Source organism: Pseudokineococcus sp. 5B2Z-1 (assembly GCF_037482305.1).
Classification (GTDB): Bacteria; Actinomycetota; Actinomycetes; order Actinomycetales; family Quadrisphaeraceae; genus Pseudokineococcus.
Map to the genome: position 1 here is coordinate 38,504 of NZ_JBBHZG010000003.1, position 16,553 is coordinate 55,056.

At 76.9% G+C, this 16,553-nt stretch carries 13 protein-coding genes and 1 pseudogene; 9 read left to right on the forward strand and 5 right to left on the reverse strand.

The genetic code is table 11. The features are described 5' to 3' along the window. Positions 1-13: 13 nt before the first annotated feature. From uvrC to WDV85_RS08710, 9 genes and pseudogenes are all read left to right on the forward strand, one after another. The gene (uvrC, locus tag WDV85_RS08670) at positions 14-2,194 is read left to right on the forward strand and encodes an excinuclease ABC subunit UvrC (protein WP_339570227.1); all 2,181 of its coding nucleotides are present in this window, start codon (positions 14-16) and stop codon (positions 2,192-2,194) included. An 84-nt stretch (positions 2,195-2,278) separates the two neighbouring features. Further along, the gene (rapZ, locus tag WDV85_RS08675) at positions 2,279-3,508 is read left to right on the forward strand and encodes an RNase adapter RapZ (RefSeq protein ID WP_339570228.1); all 1,230 of its coding nucleotides are present in this window, start codon (positions 2,279-2,281) and stop codon (positions 3,506-3,508) included. Then, positions 3,501-4,559 (forward strand): gluconeogenesis factor YvcK family protein, encoded by a 1,059-nt coding sequence (locus WDV85_RS08680; RefSeq protein ID WP_339570229.1) that lies wholly within the window; start codon positions 3,501-3,503, stop codon positions 4,557-4,559. Before rapZ ends, WDV85_RS08680 begins: the two co-directional genes overlap by 8 nt. A 115-nt stretch (positions 4,560-4,674) precedes the next feature. Continuing rightward, a complete protein-coding gene (gene whiA / locus WDV85_RS08685) occupies positions 4,675-5,655 on the forward strand; it encodes a DNA-binding protein WhiA (RefSeq protein WP_171202889.1) in 981 nt (326 codons plus the stop codon). Between the two features lie 303 nt (positions 5,656-5,958). Then, positions 5,959-6,963 carry a type I glyceraldehyde-3-phosphate dehydrogenase gene (gene gap / locus WDV85_RS08690; protein ID WP_339570230.1) on the forward strand — a complete coding sequence of 335 codons (1,005 nt, stop codon included), beginning with the start codon at positions 5,959-5,961 and terminating at the stop codon, positions 6,961-6,963. After that, positions 6,960-8,177, forward strand: a complete 1,218-nt coding sequence (locus WDV85_RS08695) for a phosphoglycerate kinase (protein WP_339570231.1) — start codon at positions 6,960-6,962, stop codon at positions 8,175-8,177. The genes gap and WDV85_RS08695 overlap by 4 nt, the downstream gene beginning before the upstream one ends. Before the next feature lie 33 nt (positions 8,178-8,210). Next, positions 8,211-8,969: pseudogene (gene tpiA, locus WDV85_RS08700) on the forward strand (triose-phosphate isomerase); the annotation flags it as partial. A 133-nt stretch (positions 8,970-9,102) separates the two neighbouring features. Continuing rightward, positions 9,103-9,354: a preprotein translocase subunit SecG gene (gene secG, locus WDV85_RS08705; protein WP_363326077.1), complete on the forward strand. Its 252-nt coding sequence runs from the start codon at positions 9,103-9,105 to the stop codon at positions 9,352-9,354. Positions 9,355-9,451: 97 nt separating this feature from the next. Next, positions 9,452-9,802, forward strand: a complete 351-nt coding sequence (locus WDV85_RS08710) for an RNA polymerase-binding protein RbpA (RefSeq protein WP_171202892.1) — start codon at positions 9,452-9,454, stop codon at positions 9,800-9,802. A 120-nt stretch (positions 9,803-9,922) separates the two neighbouring features. On the opposite strand, the gene pgl is transcribed toward WDV85_RS08710, so the two are convergent. The 5 genes from pgl to tal are packed head-to-tail and all read right to left on the reverse strand — an operon-like array spanning position 9,923 to position 16,416. Beyond that, entirely contained in the window at positions 9,923-10,795 is an 873-nt protein-coding gene (gene pgl / locus WDV85_RS08715; protein ID WP_339570232.1) for a 6-phosphogluconolactonase, read from the reverse strand. Continuing rightward, positions 10,792-12,015: a glucose-6-phosphate dehydrogenase assembly protein OpcA gene (gene opcA, locus WDV85_RS08720; RefSeq protein ID WP_339570233.1), complete on the reverse strand. Its 1,224-nt coding sequence runs from the start codon at positions 12,013-12,015 to the stop codon at positions 10,792-10,794. The genes pgl and opcA overlap by 4 nt, the downstream gene beginning before the upstream one ends. Beyond that, entirely contained in the window at positions 12,012-13,541 is a 1,530-nt protein-coding gene (gene zwf / locus WDV85_RS08725; protein WP_445263274.1) for a glucose-6-phosphate dehydrogenase, read from the reverse strand. Before zwf ends, opcA begins: the two co-directional genes overlap by 4 nt. 59 nt (positions 13,542-13,600) lie before the next feature. Further along, complete coding sequence (locus WDV85_RS08730) at positions 13,601-15,247, reverse strand: glucose-6-phosphate isomerase (protein WP_339570235.1); 1,647 nt, start codon at positions 15,245-15,247, stop codon at positions 13,601-13,603. Continuing rightward, positions 15,244-16,416, reverse strand: coding sequence for a transaldolase (tal, locus tag WDV85_RS08735; protein ID WP_339570236.1), 1,173 nt, complete (start codon positions 16,414-16,416; stop codon positions 15,244-15,246). The genes WDV85_RS08730 and tal overlap by 4 nt, the downstream gene beginning before the upstream one ends. Between the last annotated feature and the right edge of the window lie 137 nt (positions 16,417-16,553).

The window sequence follows — 16,553 nt, forward strand, 5'->3', positions numbered from 1 at the left end:
CTACCCTGGGTGCGTGGCCGACCCGTCCTCCTACCGCCCGCGACCGGGGGAGGTGCCCGACTCCCCGGGCGTCTACCGCTTCCGCGACGAGCACGGCCGCGTCATCTACGTCGGCAAGGCCCGGAGCCTGCGCCAGCGCCTCGCGTCCTACTTCCAGGACGTCGCGAACCTGCACCCGCGGACGCAGACGATGGTCACGACGGCCGCGTCGGTCGAGTGGACGACGGTGGCCACCGAGGTCGAGTCGCTGCAGCTCGAGTACTCCTGGATCAAGGAGTTCGACCCGCGCTTCAACGTCAAGTACCGCGACGACAAGTCCTACCCCTACCTCGCCATCACGATGGGCGAGGACGTGCCGCGGGTCCAGGTCATGCGCGGCGCCAAGCGCAAGGGCACGCGGTACTTCGGGCCCTACACGCACGCGTGGGCGATCCGCGAGACCGTCGACCTCCTGCTGCGCGTCTTCCCCATCCGCAGCTGCTCGGCCGGCGTGCTCAGGCGCGCCGCCCAGGTCGGGCGTCCCTGCCTGCTCGGCTACATCGGCAAGTGCTCGGCGCCGTGCGTCGGGCGCATCAGCGAGGAGGACCACCGGGCGCTCGCCGAGGACTTCGCGTCCTTCATGGCGGGGGACACCAGCCGCTTCGTGCGCCGCCTCGAGGCGGAGATGCGCGAGGCCTCGGCCGACCTCGACTTCGAGCGGGCGGCCCGGCGCCGCGACGACCTCGGCGCTCTGCGCCGCGCGCTCGAGAAGAGCGCGGTCGTGCTGCCCGACGCCACCGACGCCGACGTCTTCGCCCTCGCGGAGGACGAGCTGGAGGCCGCCGTCCAGGTCTTCCACGTGCGCGGCGGGCGCATCCGCGGCCAGCGCGGGTGGGTCGTCGAGAAGGTCGAGGACGTCACGACCGCCGGTCTCGTCGAGCACCTGCTGCAGCAGGTGTACGGCGACGCCGACGCGGTGGCGGACGCCGCGGCCGGCGGCGCCGGGGGCGCAGCGGCGGGGGCGTCCCCGGGGGCCGTCCCGCGCGAGGTGCTCGTGCCGGTGGAGCCCGCCGACGCGGCCCAGGTCACCGCGTGGCTGTCGGGGCTGCGGGGCTCCGCGGTCGACGTCCGCGTGCCCCAGCGCGGCGACAAGCGCGCCCTGCTCGAGACCGTGGCCAAGAACGCCTCGCAGGCCCTCGCCCTGCACAAGACGCGGCGCGGGGGCGACCTCACGACCCGCGGCCTCGCCCTGCAGGAGCTGCAGGACGCCCTCGGCCTCGACGACGCGCCGCTGCGGGTCGAGTGCTACGACGTCTCGAACCTCCAGGGCACCGAGGTCGTGGCGTCCATGGTCGTCTTCGAGGACGGTCTGCCGCGCAAGGGCGAGTACCGGCGCTTCGCCGTCCGCGGCGAGTCGGTGCGCGCCGGCGACGCGCAGGACGACACCGCCGCGATCCACGAGGTGATGCTGCGCCGCTTCCGCCGCCACCTCGCCGACGGCGCCCCGCCCGCCGGGTCGCCGCCCGCCGGGTCGCCGCCCGCCGAGGACGGGGCGCCGGGCTCCCGCGGGGTCGCGGCCGGGGACGCCGTGCCGGGAGAGGTCGCGGACGGGGTCGCCGCGCACGCGCCGGTCGACCCCGAGTCCGGTCGGCCGCGGCGCTTCGCCTACCCGCCGCAGCTCGTCGTCGTCGACGGCGGCGCCCCCCAGGTCGCCGCCGCCGCGCGCGCCCTCGAGGAGCTGGGCGTGACCGACGTGGCGCTGTGCGGGCTCGCCAAGCGCCTCGAGGAGGTGTGGCTGCCGGGGGAGGAGTTCCCCGTCGTCCTGCCGCGCCAGAGCGAGGGCCTGTACCTCCTCCAGCGCGTGCGCGACGAGGCCCACCGCTTCGCCATCACCTACCACCGCCAGCGGCGCAGCTCGTCGATGACCCGCAGCGCGCTCGACGACGTGCCCGGCCTCGGGCCCGCGCGCCGCACCGCCCTGCTCAAGCGCTTCGGCTCCCTCAAGCGGCTGCGCGCCGCGACGGTGGAGGAGGTGTGCGAGGTCCCCGGCGTCGGGCCCGCGACGGCCCGCGCCGTGCTCGACGCCCTCGCCCCCGCGAGCACGACCCCGGCGGGCGGCGCCCCGGCGCCCCGCGACGGGCGGCGCGAGGACGAGGCGGCCGCGGAGGCGCCGCTGCGCGTCAACACCGCCACCGGCGAGCTGCTCGACGACTGAGGCCGGCCCGCAGCGGCGCCCCGGGGGCGGCCGGACCGGGCGGGGGGCGTCGACGGCGGCCGCCCGGCTTGGGAGGATCCCCGCGTGGACGCGACGCCCCCGCCCGACGACGACCCCGGGACCCCGTCACCCGGGACCCCGCCCCCCGCCGGCCGCGATCCCCGCGGCCCGGCGGTGCGGCCGGGGCCGCGGGGCAACCTCGAGGAGACCGGCGAGGTCCCGGTCCTCGTCGGTGACGACCCGCCCGGCTGGTCGGCCGCGTCGCGCTCGGGAGCCGCCCGCGCGCAGGTCCCGGTGCCGGCGGCCGGGTCCGGTCCCCGCGGCGCCGCCGACGGGGCGGACGCCTCCGACGGTGCCGACGAGGACGGCGCCCCCGGGCGCGGGGAGCGGCCCGGCGGGGTGGACGACGGGGCGGGCGACGCCGGTGAGGGCGCGCCGCCGGGGGCCTCCGAGGGCGGCACCGAGGTCCTCGTCGTCACCGGCATGTCGGGCGCGGGGCGCTCGACGGTCGCGGACCGGCTGGAGGACCTCGGCTGGTACGTCGTCGACAACCTGCCGCCGCAGATGCTCTCCGCGCTCGCGGGGCTCGCCGCCCGCGCGCGGCGCGGGCTGCCCCGCGTGGCCGTCGTCCTCGACGTCCGGGGCCAGGAGTTCTTCCCCGAGGTGCAGTCGGCCCTCGAGGAGCTGCGCGACCGCGGGATCGTCGTCCGGGTCCTCTTCCTCGAGGCGTCCGACGAGGCGCTCGTGCGCCGCTTCGAGTCCGTGCGCCGACCCCACCCGCTGCAGGGGGAGGGGCGGATCCTCGACGGCATCCGCGCCGAGCGGGAGCTCGTCGCGGCCCTGCGCGGGGGCGCCGACCTGCTCGTCGACACGAGCTCCCTCAACGTGCACGAGCTCGGCGCGCGGGTCGGGGACGTCTTCGGCGAGGCGGGGCGGCCGCGCCTGCGGGTCACGGTCATGTCCTTCGGCTTCAAGTACGGCATCCCCGTCGACGCCGACCACGTCGCCGACGTCCGCTTCCTGCCCAACCCGTACTGGGAGCCGTCGCTGCGGGCGCAGACCGGCCGCGACGAGGGCGTCCGCGACTTCGTCCTGCGCCAGGAGGGCGCCGAGGAGTGGCTGGACCGCTACGTCGCGGCGCTCGAGCCCGTCGTCGCGGGCTACCGGCGCGAGCACCGCGGCTTCGTCACCGTCGCCGTCGGGTGCACGGGGGGCAAGCACCGGTCCGTCGCGCTCAGCGAGCAGCTCGCCCGGCGCCTGTCGGGGACCGACGTGCGCGCCCGCGTCGTCCACCGCGACCTCGGCCGTGAGTGAGGGGCCCCGGGCGGGCGCGGCGGTGCCGGGCCCGGCGGGGGCGGGCCCGAGGCCCGAGGGGCCGCCGTCCTCGCCCTTCGCGGCGCCCGCGCCCGGCGCCGCGGACGGCCGGTCGGCGCCGCCGTCGGTCGTCGCGCTCGGCGGGGGGCACGGCCTGTCCGCCTCGCTGCAGGCCCTGCGCCACCTCACCGACCGTCTGACGGCCGTCGTCACGGTGGCCGACGACGGCGGGTCCAGCGGGCGCCTGCGCCGCGAGCTCGGCGTCCTGCCCCCGGGTGACCTGCGCATGGCCCTCGCGGCGCTGTGCGACGACGCCGACTGGGGCCGCACGTGGCGCGACGTCGTCCAGCACCGGTTCGGCGGCGACGGCGAGGTCGGCGGCCACGCGGTCGGCAACCTCCTCATCGTCGCGCTCTGGGAGCTCCTGGGGGACCAGGTGGCCGGCCTCGACTGGGTGGCCCACCTCCTCGGCGCCCGCGGCCGCGTCCTGCCCATGTCCCTCGTGCCGCTGGACGTCGAGGGCGACGTCGTCCCGCCCGGCGGCGGCCCGGCGCGGGTGGTGCGCGGCCAGGTGGCGCTCGCGACCGCCGCCGGCCGCATCGGCGGCGTGCGCCTGCAGCCCCCGGACCCGCCCGCGTGCCCGGAGGCGGTGGAGGCCGTCGAGGAGGCCGACTGGGTCGTCCTCGGCCCCGGGTCCTGGTTCACGAGCGTCCTGCCGCACCTGTGCGTGCCCGAGCTCGCCGCCGCGCTGGTGCGCACGCGCGCCCGTCGGTGCGTCGTGCTCAACCTGACCTCCTCCCAGCAGGAGACGGCGGGGCTCACCGCGGCGGACCACCTCGGCGCCCTGGCCCGCCACGCGCCCGACCTGCGGGTCGACGCCGTGGTGGCCGACCCGCGCGCCGTCGGGGACCCCGAGCCGCTCGGGCGCCTGTGCACCGACCTCGGCGCCCAGCTCCTGCTGCGCCGGGTCGCGCGCTCGCGGCGCGACGACGTCCATGACCCCCTGCGGCTGGCGGCGGCCTTCCGCGACGCCTTCGAGCCGTCGGCGTGAGGGGCCCCGCGGCGGGGAGGCGCGCGTCCTCGGGCGCCGGGTCGCCGGCGGGCGCCGGTGGGCGGGTCGTCGGTCGGCGGGTCGGGGGCCGGCGCGGCGGTGGGATGATGGCCGCATGGCACTGACGGCCCAGGTGAAGGACGAGCTCAGCCGCCTCCCCGTGACCCGGTCCTGCGACCGCAAGGCGGAGACGTCGGCGGTCCTGCGCTTCGCGGGCGGGCTCCACATCGTCTCGGGGCACGTGGTCGTGGAGGCCGAGCTCGACACGGGGGCGGCCGCGCGGCGGCTGCGCAAGGACATCACCGAGGTCTTCGGCGCCTCGTGCGACGTGCTCGTCCTCCAGCCCGGCGGGCTGCGGCGGGGCACCCGCTACGTCGTCCGCGTGGTGCGCGAGGGCGAGGCGCTGGCGCGCCAGACCGGGCTGCTCGACGGGCGCGGGCGCCCCGTCCGGGGCCTGCCGCCCCAGGTCGTCGGCGGGGCCACGTGCTGCGCCGAGGCCGCCTGGCGCGGTGCCTTCCTCGCCCACGGCTCCCTCACCGAGCCGGGCCGCAGCGCGGCCCTCGAGATCACCTGCCCGGGGCCCGAGGCGGCGCTGGCGCTCGTCGGCAGCGCCCGGCGGCTCGGGGTGGCCGCGAAGGCCCGCGAGGTGCGCGGCGTCGACCGCGTCGTCCTGCGCGACGGCGACGCCATCGGCGCGCTGCTCACGCGCCTCGGGGCGCACGACGCCGTCCTCGTGTGGGAGGAGCGGCGCATGCGCCGGGAGGTGCGCGCCACGGCCAACCGGCTCGCCAACTTCGACGACGCGAACCTGCGTCGCTCGGCCCGTGCGGCCGTCGCGGCCGGCGCGCGCGTCGAGCGGGCGCTGGAGATCCTCGGCGACGACGTCCCCGAGCACCTGCTCGTGGCCGGGCGCCTGCGCACCGAGCACCGCCAGGCGTCGCTGGAGGAGCTGGGCGCCATGGCCGACCCGGTCATGACGAAGGACGCCGTCGCCGGGCGCATCCGACGCCTCCTCGCCATGGCGGACCGCCGCGCCGCCGAGCTCGGCGTGCCCGGGACCGAGTCCGGCCTCACCCCGGAGATGCTCGAGGTCTGAGCCGGGGCGCGGCCCGCACGACCTCCGGGCCGTCCTCTCCGGGGCCCGGCCCCGCGGTCCGGCGTCCAGCATGTGACCGGCGTCACACCTCGGGCCGCGCCGGGGGGTGGGGCGCCGGGCCGATCCCCTAGGGTCGGGGCATCCCAGCGCTGCGGCGAGCACGTCCGACCACCCCCGGGCACACCCGGGCACGCCCCGAGGCCCCCGAGCCCGTCCGGGCAGGTCGGGGGCGCGCCGCAGCCGGCAGACCCGACCGCCCCGTCGGCCCGCCCACCGCGGGCCACCGACCCCAGGGAGACCGACGTGACCATCCGCGTGGGCATCAACGGCTTCGGCCGCATCGGCCGCAACTTCTTCCGCGCCGCCGCGGCGTCCGGCGCCGACGTCGAGGTCGTCGGCCTCAACGACCTCGGCGACAACGGCGTCCTCGCCCACCTGCTGAAGTACGACTCGATCCTCGGGGTCTTCCCGGGCGAGGTCACCGCCGACGCCGACGGCATCACCGTCGACGGCCGCCGCATCCGCGTCATGTCCGAGCGCGACCCGAAGGACCTCGCCTGGGGCGAGCTCGGCGCGGACGTCGTCGTCGAGTCCACCGGCTTCTTCACCAAGGCCTCCGCGGCCCGCGCGCACGTCGACGCCGGCGCGAAGAAGGTCATCATCTCGGCGCCCGCCACCGACGAGGACGTCACCGTCGTCATGGGCGTCAACCACGAGCAGTACGACCCGTCGGCGCACACGATCATCTCCAACGCCTCCTGCACGACGAACTGCCTCGCGCCGATGGCCAAGGCCATCCACGACGCGTTCGAGATCAAGCAGGGCCTCATGACGACGGTCCACGCGTACACGGCCGACCAGAACCTCCAGGACGGCCCGCACAAGGACCTGCGCCGCGCCCGTGCCGCCGCGCTCAACATCGTCCCCACCTCGACCGGCGCGGCCAAGGCCATCGGCCTCGTGCTGCCCGATCTCAAGGGCAAGCTCGACGGCTACGCGCTCCGCGTCCCGGTCCCCACGGGCTCGGCCACGGACCTCACCGTCACCGTCGGCCGCGAGACGTCCGTCGAGGAGGTCAACGCCGCCGTCAAGGCCGCCGCGGAGGGCGCCCTCGGCCCCTACCTGCGCTACAGCGAGGCGCCCATCGTCTCCTCCGACATCACGCAGGACCCGGCGTCGTGCATCTTCGACGCGCCCCTCACCAAGGTGATCGGGGACCAGGTCAAGGTCGTCGGCTGGTACGACAACGAGTGGGGCTACTCCAACCGCCTCGTCGACCTGGTCGGCCACGTCGGCTTCTCCCTGTGAGGACGGTCGAGGAGCTCGCCGCGCAGGTCGACGGCCTGCGCGGCAAGCGCGTCCTCGTCCGCAGCGACCTCAACGTCCCGCTCGCCGAGCGGGACGGGGGTCGCGAGATCACCGACGACGGTCGCATCCGGGCCTCCCTGCCCACCTGGCAGCGGCTGCTCGACGAGGGCGCCCGGGTCGTGGTGTGCGCCCACCTCGGCCGGCCGAAGGGCGCGCCGGAGGAGCGGTACTCGCTCGCGCCCGTCGCCGAGCGGGTCCGGGAGCTCCTGCCCGACGTGACGGTGCGCTTCGCCACCGACACGACGGGGGATTCCGCGCGGGAGCAGGCCGCGGCCCTCGCCGACGGCGAGCTGCTGATCCTCGAGAACCTGCGGTTCAACCCGGGGGAGACGAGCAAGGACGACGACGAGCGGGGCCGGTTCGCCCGCGACCTCGCCGACCTGGCCAGCGCCTACGTCGGCGACGGCTTCGGCGCCGTGCACCGCCGGCACGCGTCGGTCTACGACGTCCCGCGGCACCTGCCGTCGGCCGCCGGCGGCCTCGTGCTCGCGGAGGTCGAGGTGCTGCGGCGGCTGACGCAGGACCCGGAGCGGCCCTACGTCGTCGTCCTCGGCGGCTCGAAGGTCTCCGACAAGCTCGGCGTCATCGACGCCCTGCTCGGCACGGCCGACCGGATCCTCGTGGGCGGGGGGATGGTCTTCACCTTCCTCGCGGCGCAGGGCCACGACGTGGGCACGAGCCTGCTCGAGGCCGACCAGCTCGACACCGTGCGCGGCTACCTCGCGACGGCGGCCGAGCGCGGCGTCGACGTCGTCCTGCCGACCGACGTCGTCGCGGCGACCGCCTTCTCGGCGGACGCCGAGCACGGGGTCGTCCCGGTCGGCGCCATCCCGGCCGACCGCATGGGGCTCGACATCGGGCCGGAGTCCGCCACGGCCTTCGCCGCGGCGCTGGCCGACGCCGGGACCGTCTTCTGGAACGGCCCGATGGGCGTCTTCGAGATGGAGCCGTACGCGGCGGGCACCCGGGCCGTGGCCGAGGCCCTCGCCGGCTCCGACGCCTTCTCGGTCGTCGGGGGCGGCGACTCCGCGGCCGCGGTGCGGGCCCTCGGGCTCTCCGAGGACGACTTCGGGCACATCTCGACGGGCGGGGGGGCGAGCCTGGAGTACCTCCAGGGCGACGAGCTCCCCGGCCTCCAGGCGCTGGAGGGCTGAGACGTGGCGACCACCACGAGCAGGACCCCGCTCATGGCGGGCAACTGGAAGATGAACCTCGACCACCTGCAGGCGGCGTCCACGCTGCAGAAGCTGGCGTGGACCCTGCAGGACGCCAAGCACGACGCCGCGAGCGTCGAGGTCGTCGTCCTGCCGCCGTTCACGGACCTGCGGACGGTGCAGACGCTCGTCGACGGCGACCGCCTGGAGCTGGCCTACGGTGCGCAGGACGTCTCGCCGCACGACAGCGGGGCCCACACCGGCGACGTCTCCGCGCCGATGCTGGCGCGGCTGGGCTGCCGCTACGTCGTCGTCGGGCACAGCGAGCGGCGCGACGACCACGGGGAGGGCGACGAGCTCGTCGCGGCCAAGGCCGCGGCGGCGCTGCGCCACGGCGTCACGCCGATCGTGTGCGTGGGGGAGGCCCTCGACGTCCGGCAGGCCGGTCGCCAGGTCGAGCACGTGCTCGCCCAGCTCGACGGCTCCCTCGCCGGCCTCGACGCCTCCGCCGTGGCGGGCCTCGTCGTCGCCTACGAGCCCGTGTGGGCCATCGGCACCGGCGAGGTCGCCACCCCGGCGGACGCCCAGGAGGTCTGCGGGGCGATCCGCGCGCGCCTGCGCGAGACGCACGGGGACGTGGCCGCGGACGGCGTGCGCGTCCTCTACGGGGGCTCGGTGAAGCCCTCCAACGTCGCGGCCGTCATGGCCGAGGACGACGTCGACGGCGCGCTCGTCGGCGGGGCCAGCCTCGACCCGGCGGACTTCGCCGCGATCGTCCGGTACCAGCACCACCACGGCGGCGCGCCGTCCCGTACCCTGGGGCCCGCGCACGACCGCCCGGCACCCGCAGCGGCTCCAGGGGAGCGACCGCGGGTGCGCCCAGCACACCGCCGAACGGCGGGCACCACCCGCGAGGAGCCCCATGATCGACGTCCTGAGGATCGTGCTGCTGGTCCTCCTCGGCATCACCGGCCTCTTCCAGGTGCTCCTCGTGCTCCTGCACAAGGGCAAGGGCGGCGGCCTCTCGGACATGTTCGGCGGCGGCATGTCGGCGAGCGTGGGCAGCTCCGGCGTCGCCGAGCGCAACCTCAACCGGCTGACAGTGGGCATGGCCCTGCTGTGGGCCGCGGTGGTCGTGCTGCTGGGCCTCGTCGAGCGCTTCGACCCGAGCATCTGACCAGCACCTGACGAGCAGGTGGGCCGGCGGGGAGCCGCCGGCGGCAACGGACGGACGAGCGCCCCGCGGGGCGCCCTGAGCACGAGGAGTGGGCCACGTGGCTGGAGGGAACGCGATCCGGGGCAGCCGGGTCGGCGCCGGACCGATGGGCGAGGCGGAGCGCGGCGAGAGCGCGCCGCGCGTCGTCATCTCCTACTGGTGCGCCAACGAGCACGAGACGCGGCCGAGCTTCGCGCAGGACTCCGGCGCGCCCGTGCCGGAGACCTGGGACTGCCCGCGCTGCGGGTTCCCCGCCGGCCAGGACCGCGCGAACCCGCCGCAGCCGCTGCGCAACGAGCCCTACAAGACGCACCTCGCGTACGTGAAGGAGCGCCGCAACGACGCCGACGGCGCGGCCATCCTCGAGGAGGCGCTCGAGTCGCTGCGGGCCCGCCGGCTGGTGCCCTGACCACGCCCTGACGGCGCCGCGTCCGCTGACGTGGGCGGCGCACGCACGAGAGGGCTCGCTCCCCGTGGGGGAGCGGGCCCTCTCGTGCGTCCGAGCCCCCGCCGCGCGGCGGGGGTGCGGTCAGCCGTGCAGCTGCGAGGCCGCGGCCCGGTCGACGAGCCACCGCGTGGCGCGGCGGCCGCGGGCGGCCACAGCCGGCGTGCGCACGGGGTCCTCCCCGGGGTCGAGCCCCCGCGCGACAGCGGTCGCCTTGTCCTCGCCGGACACGACGAGCCACACCTCGGCCGCCGCCCGCAGGGCGTCGGCGCCGAGGCTCAGGCGCAGCGGCGGGGGCTTGGGCGCGTCCTCCTCCACGACGACGGTCGCGCCGCGGAGCCCGAGGGCGGGGCGCCCCGGGAAGAGCGAGGCGACGTGCCCGTCGGGGCCGACGCCGAGGAGGAGCACGTCGAAGACGGGGACGCCCGGGGCGGGCTCGCCCTCCGGACCGAGGTCGTCCGCGTGCTCGGCGAGCTCCGCGGCGTAGCGCGCCGCCGCGTCGACGGCCGCCTCGGGACCGCCGCCGGCGTCGTCCGCCGGCATGGGGTGCCAGCGGGCGGCGTGCAGCGCGGGCGCCCGCAGCAGGGCCGCCCGCGCCTGGACGTCGTTGCGCTCGTCGCTGGCGGCGTCGACGAAGCGCTCGTCGCCGAACCACAGGTGCACCCGCGACCAGTCGAGCGCCGCGGGGCTCCCGCCGCCTCGCTCGTCGCCGGCCGGGGGAGCGCCGGCGGGGGCGCCCTCCTCGGTGCCGACGGCGTCCGCGACCGCCGCGAGGGCCCGCCCGCCGATCCGGCCGCCGGTGAGGACGACGTGCACGGGCGCCGGGGCGGGCCGCTCGTCGAGCGCCGCGCCGACGGCCGCGAGCAGCCGGTCGGCGACGTCCGCGACGAGCGCGTCGGCGTCCTCGAGGACGGCGACCTCCGGGGGCGCGCCCCCGGGGCCGGCGGGGGCGCTCACGCCGCGCCCCCCCGGCCCCCGCCGACCGCCTGCGGGTCGGCCACGTCCGCCGCCGACGCACCGCCGTCGTCCGGGACGAGCTCGCTGCCGACCGGCTCGCCGGCCCCGTCGCCGTCCGGCACGGGGGCCGCCGCCGCGCCGGCGACGACCTCCGAGTCGTCCGTCGGGCTGGGCTCCGCGGGGGCGTCCTCCGGCTCCGCCCCGCGGACGGCCGCCGCCGTCTCGCGCTCGGCGGCCCGGTGTCCGGCGAGGCGCCGGCGCGCGTCCTCCCGGGAGGAGCCGCCCGCCTCGGCCGCGCGCCGGGGACGGGCCAGCGCCCGCAGCCCCTGGGTGAGGACGTCGCCGTAGACCTCGTCGGGGTCGAGCCGGCGCAGCTCCTCGGCGAGGCAGTCGCGGACGCTGCGCGGCGGCAGCGACACCTGCCGCTCGGGCTGCCCGGGGGCCGTGAGCAGCGCCGTGGCGCCCTCGGGGCGCACGAGCTCGACGTCGCCGGCCCCGCGCTCGAGCCGGACGCCGACGATGCCGCTGCCCGGCTCGCTGCGGACGCGGCTCACGGGGCAGCCGAGGGCGAGCCCGAGCCAGCCGGCCAGCAGGTCGGCGCTGGGGGAGTCCTCGGCGCCCGTGACGACGGCCGAGCGCACCGGGTCGTGCGGGGGCTGGTCGAGCGCCGCGGCAAGGAGCCCTCGCCACAGGGTGACCCGGCTCCAGGCCAGGTCGGTGTCCCCGGGGGCGTGGCCGGCGGCGAGCGCCTGCAGCGCCTTGAGGGGGCGGCGGGCGGCCCCGGAGTCGGTGATCCGCCGCTGGGCCATCGCCCCGATGGGGTCCTCGGCCGGCACGGCCGGGGGCTCGCCCGGCCACCACGCGACGACCGGGGCGTCCGGCAGCAGGAGCGGCACGACGACGGCGTCGCCGTGCCGCGCGAGCTCGCCGTACAGGCGGGCGACGACGACCTCGCTGGCGCCGGCGTCGCCGCCGACGCGGATCTGGCCGTCGAGGCGGTTCGCGCCACGACGGCTCCCGCGGGCGACGACGAGCACCCGGCACGGGTGCTCGCGGCTGGCGTCGTTGGCCGCGGCGATGGCCTCCTCGGCCTCCTCGTCGCCCGTGCAGATGACGAGGGTGAGGACGCGGCCGAGCGCCACGGCCCCGCCCGTCTCGCGCAGGTCGACCAGGCGCCGGTTGAGGGCGCTGGTCGACGTCGAGGGCAGGTCGATGATCACGGGCGCCTCCACTCGCGGCCGTCGCGCTCCATCATGGCGAAGGCGCTGGGCGGTCCCCAGCTGCCCGAGGGGTAGGCCTCCGGCGCCCCGCTCCGCGCCCAGTGCTCGATGACCGGGTCGAGGATGCGCCAGGAGAGGTCGACCTCCTCGTGCCGGGGGAAGAGCGGCGGGTCGCCGAGGAGCACGTCGAGGATGAGCCGCTCGTAGGCCTCCGGGCTGGACTCGGTGAAGGCGTGGCCGTAGCCGAAGTCCATCGTCACGTCGCGCACCTCCATCGCCGTGCCCGGCACCTTGGAGCCGAAGCGCAGGGTGACGCCCTCGTCGGGCTGGACGCGGATGACGAGGGCGTTCTTGCCGAGCTCCTCCGTGGCCGTCTGCTCGAAGGGCAGGTGCGGGGCGCGGCGGAAGACGACGGCGATCTCGGTGACCCGCCGTCCGAGGCGCTTGCCGGCCCGCAGGTAGAACGGGACGCCCGCCCACCGGCGGGTGTCGATCTCGACCTTGACGGCGGCGAAGGTCTCGGTGGTCGAGTCCTCCGGGATGCCGTCCTCCTCGTCGTACCCCCGCACCTGGCTGCCGCCCTGCCACCCGGCGGCGTAGCGGCCGCGGGCGGTCGAGGAGTCGAGCCCGGACGCGGGGTGGCGCACCGCCGAGAGGACCTTCTCCTTCTCGGCCCGCAGGTCCGAGGCCCCGAAGGACACGGGCTCCTCCATGGCGGTGAGGGCCAGCAGCTGGAGGAGGTGGTTCTGGATGACGTCGCGCGCCGCGCCGATGCCGTCGTAGTACCCGGCCCGCCCGCCGATGCCGATGTCCTCGGCCATGGTGATCTGCACGTGGTCCACGTGCTGGGCGTTCCAGATCGGCTCGAAGAGCTCGTTGGCGAAGCGCAGCGCCAGGAGGTTCTGGACCGTCTCCTTGCCGAGGTAGTGGTCGATCCGGAAGACGGCGTCCGAGGGGAAGACCCGCTCGACGACGCCGTTCAGCTCGCGCGCCGAGGCGAGGTCGTGGCCGAAGGGCTTCTCGATGACGACGCGCCGCCACGAGCCCTCCTGCGCGCGGGCGAGGCCCGAGCGGTCGAGCTGCTCGCAGACCACGGGGAAGCTCGAGGGCGGCACGGAGAGGTAGAACGCGACGTTGCCGCCCGTGCCGCGGGCGGCGTCGAGATCCTTCACCGTGGCGGCGAGGCGGTCGAAGGCCTCGTCGTCGTCGAAGGCGCCGGGGATGAAGCGCAGGCCCTCGGCGAGCTGGCGCCACACCTCCTCCCGGAACGGGGTGCGCGCGTGCTCGCGGACGGCGTCGTGGACGACGCGCCCGAAGTCCTCGTCGCGCCAGTCGCGGCGCGCGAAGCCGACGAGCGAGAACCCCGGCGGGAGGAGGCCGCGGTTGGCCAGGTCGTACACGGCCGGGAGCAGCTTCTTGCGCGCCAGGTCGCCGGTGACGCCGAACATGACGAGGCAGGAGGGCCCCGCGATGCGCGACAGCCGCTTGTCGCGGGGGTCGCGCAGCGGGTTGGCCGCCTTCCCCACCGTGTCCGCCGCCCCCGCCGTGCCCGACCCGAGCGTGCCCGACCCGAGCGTGCCCGCCGTCACCGGGTCCGTCCGTCGGCCCCGGCGAGCACCGCCCGCAGGCGGCCGAGCGCGGAGCGGTCGGTGAGGTGCAGGCGCAGCACGGGACGGCCGTGGTCGGCCAGCACCGCCGCGTCGCCGGCCGCCTGGGCGCGCTGGAGCCCGCCGAAGGTGAAGGGCCGGTCCGGGATGGGGAGGTCCTCGCCCGCGGGCTCGGACGTCACCTGCAGGTAGACCCCCGTCGCCGGGCCGCCCTTGTGGTACTGGCCCGTCGAGTGCAGGAAGCGCGGGCCCCAGCCGAAGGTCACCGGGCGCCCGGTGCGGGTGGCGAGGTCCTCGCGGACCCCCTCGAGGTCGGCGTCGGCCTCCCGGTCGAGGTAGGCCATGACCGCGAGGTAGCCGCGGTCGCCGTCCACCTGCGCGAGGAGCGCGTCGACCGCCTCCTCGAGCGTCGCGGCCCCGGCGACCTCCGAGGTCCCGCGGATCTCGACGTCGCCGTCGACCGCGAGGGGCTCCTCGGTCTCCGGCGAGCCCTCGAGCAGCTCGCGCGTCGCCTGCTTGGCGCTCTCGACGTCGGGCTGGTCGAAGGGGTTGATGCCGAGCAGGCAGCCCGCCACGGCGACAGCGGTCTCCCACAGGGCCATCTGCCCGCCGAGCGAGCCGCTCGTGCGCACCTCGGCGGCGTCCCCGCCTCCCACGCCGTCGGCGCCGTCCGTGTCGTCGTCCTCCGCGACGAGCCGCACGACGAGCGCGTCCGCCGTCGGGGAGGCGACCTCCGGCGAGCCGGTGCCGGCGACGACGACCGGGAGGAGACCTGTGCCCTCCTTGCCGGTGGACTCGGCGACGAGCTGCTCCGCCCAGGCGCCGAAGCCGGAGAGCGGCGTGCCGTCCTCGACGAGGACGAGCTTGTCGCGCAGCGGGTCGGTGCCGCCGAGGGCGGCGCCGAGCTGCAGGCCGGGGTTGCCCTCGTCGTCGGCGGCCAGCACCTCGAGGGCCTCGGCCGCCTCGTCGAGGAGCTGCTGGACGTCGGCGCCCGCCAGCCCGGCGGGCACGAGGCCGAACGCCGTGAGGGCCGAGTAGCGGCCGCCCACGTCGGGGTCGGCCTCGAAGAGGGCGCGGTAGCCCTCGTCGCGCGCCATCTGCGCGAAGGGCGAGCCGGGGTCGGTGACGACGACGACCCGGCGCGCCGCGTCGACGCCGGCGGCGGTCATGGCCTCCACGAAGGCGCGGCGCTGCGAGTCGGTCTCGACGGTGCCGCCCGACTTGCTCGAGACGACGACGACCGTCCGCTCGAGGCCCTCGGTGAGCGCGCGGCGCACCTGGCCCGGGTCGGTGCCGTCGAGGACGACGAGCGGCACGCCCGCGGTGGCGGTGATGACCTCGGGCGCCAGGGACGAGCCGCCCATGCCGCAGAGCACCACGCGGTCGACGCCCTCGGCGGCGAGCTCCTCGCGCAGGGACGCCACGCGCCCCGGCAGGTCCGCCGAGCGCGACGCGACGTCGACCCACCCGAGGCGCTTGCCGGCCTCGTCGGCCGCCGCCGGCCCCCAGAGGTCGGCCTCCTGCGCGGCGACGCGGCTCGCGACGCGCTCGGCGACGAGCGAGGTCACGTGCGCCGAGACCGCGCGCGCAGCGGCGCCGGTCGCCGAGACGGACAGGCCGCTCACTGCTGGGCCTGGGCGTCGTCGTCGGCGGAGGACAGGCGCGCGAGCTCGTCCGAGACGGTCTGCTGGAGCTCGGTCCAGGAGTCGGCGAACTTCTTCACGCCCTCCTGCTCCAGCTGCTCGACGACCTCGGTGTAGGAGACGCCGAGGCGCTCGAGGTGGTCCATGACCGCCTCGGAGGCCTCGGCCGTGCCGGTGAGCGTGTCGCCGTGGACCTGCGCGTGGTCGTGCGCCTTGTCCAGGGTCGAGCCGGGCATGGTGTTGACGGTGCCCCGGGCGACGAGCTCGGTGACGTAGAGCGTGTCGGGGTAGTCCGGGTTCTTGACGCCGGTCGAGGCCCACAGGGGCCGCTGGCGGCGCGCGCCGGCCTGCTCGAGCACCTCCCAGCGCGGGGTGGAGAAGACCTCCTCGTACGCGGCGTAGGCGAGGCGGGCGTTCGCGAGGCCGGCCTGGCCGCGGAGCTCGCGCGCCTCGTCCGTGCCGATCGCGTCGAGCCGGCCGTCGATCTCCGTGTCGACGCGGCTGACGAAGAAGGACGCCACGGAGGCGATCTGCGAGAGGTCCCGCCCGGCCTCGCGGGCCTGCTCGAGCCCGGTGAGGAAGGCGTTCATGACGGCGCGGTAGCGGTCGAGGGAGAAGATCAGCGTGACGTTGACGCTGATGCCCTCGGACAGGGCGGTCGTGATGGCGGGCAGGCCCTCGACGGTCGCGGGGATCTTGACCATGAGGTTCGGGCGGTCGACGGCCGACCAGATCTGGCGCGCCGCCGCGACCGTCCTCTCGGTGTCGTGCGCCAGGCCGGGCTCGACCTCGAGGGACACGCGCCCGTCGTGGTGGTCGCTGCGCTCGTAGACCGGGGCGAAGAGGTCGCAGGCGCGGCGGACGTCCTCGGTGGTGATCTCGAAGATCGCCTCGTCGACGCCGGCGCCGCGGCGGGCCAGCTCGGTGGTCTGCTCGACGTACGCGTCGCCCTTCGCGAGGGCGCTGGCGAAGATGGTCGGGTTGCTCGTGACGCCGACGACGCTCTTCTCGTCGACGAGGCGCTGGAGCTCGCCCGACTCGAGGAGCTCGCGCGACAGGTCGTCGAGCCAGACGGAGACGCCCTCGGCGGACAGCTGCGCGAGGGGGTCGGTGCCGGTGCCGCCGGCGGGCGTGGGGGCTGCGCTGGTCATCTCGGGTCCTCCGGTGCGTGCGGGGTCTGGGCTGTCGCAGGTCTGGGCTGGCGCGGGCCTGGGCCGGCGCGGGGGGCGGTTCGACCGGTGGTCCGGCCGACCGGTGGCCGGGCGGCGCGCACGGGGCGCGCCGCCCG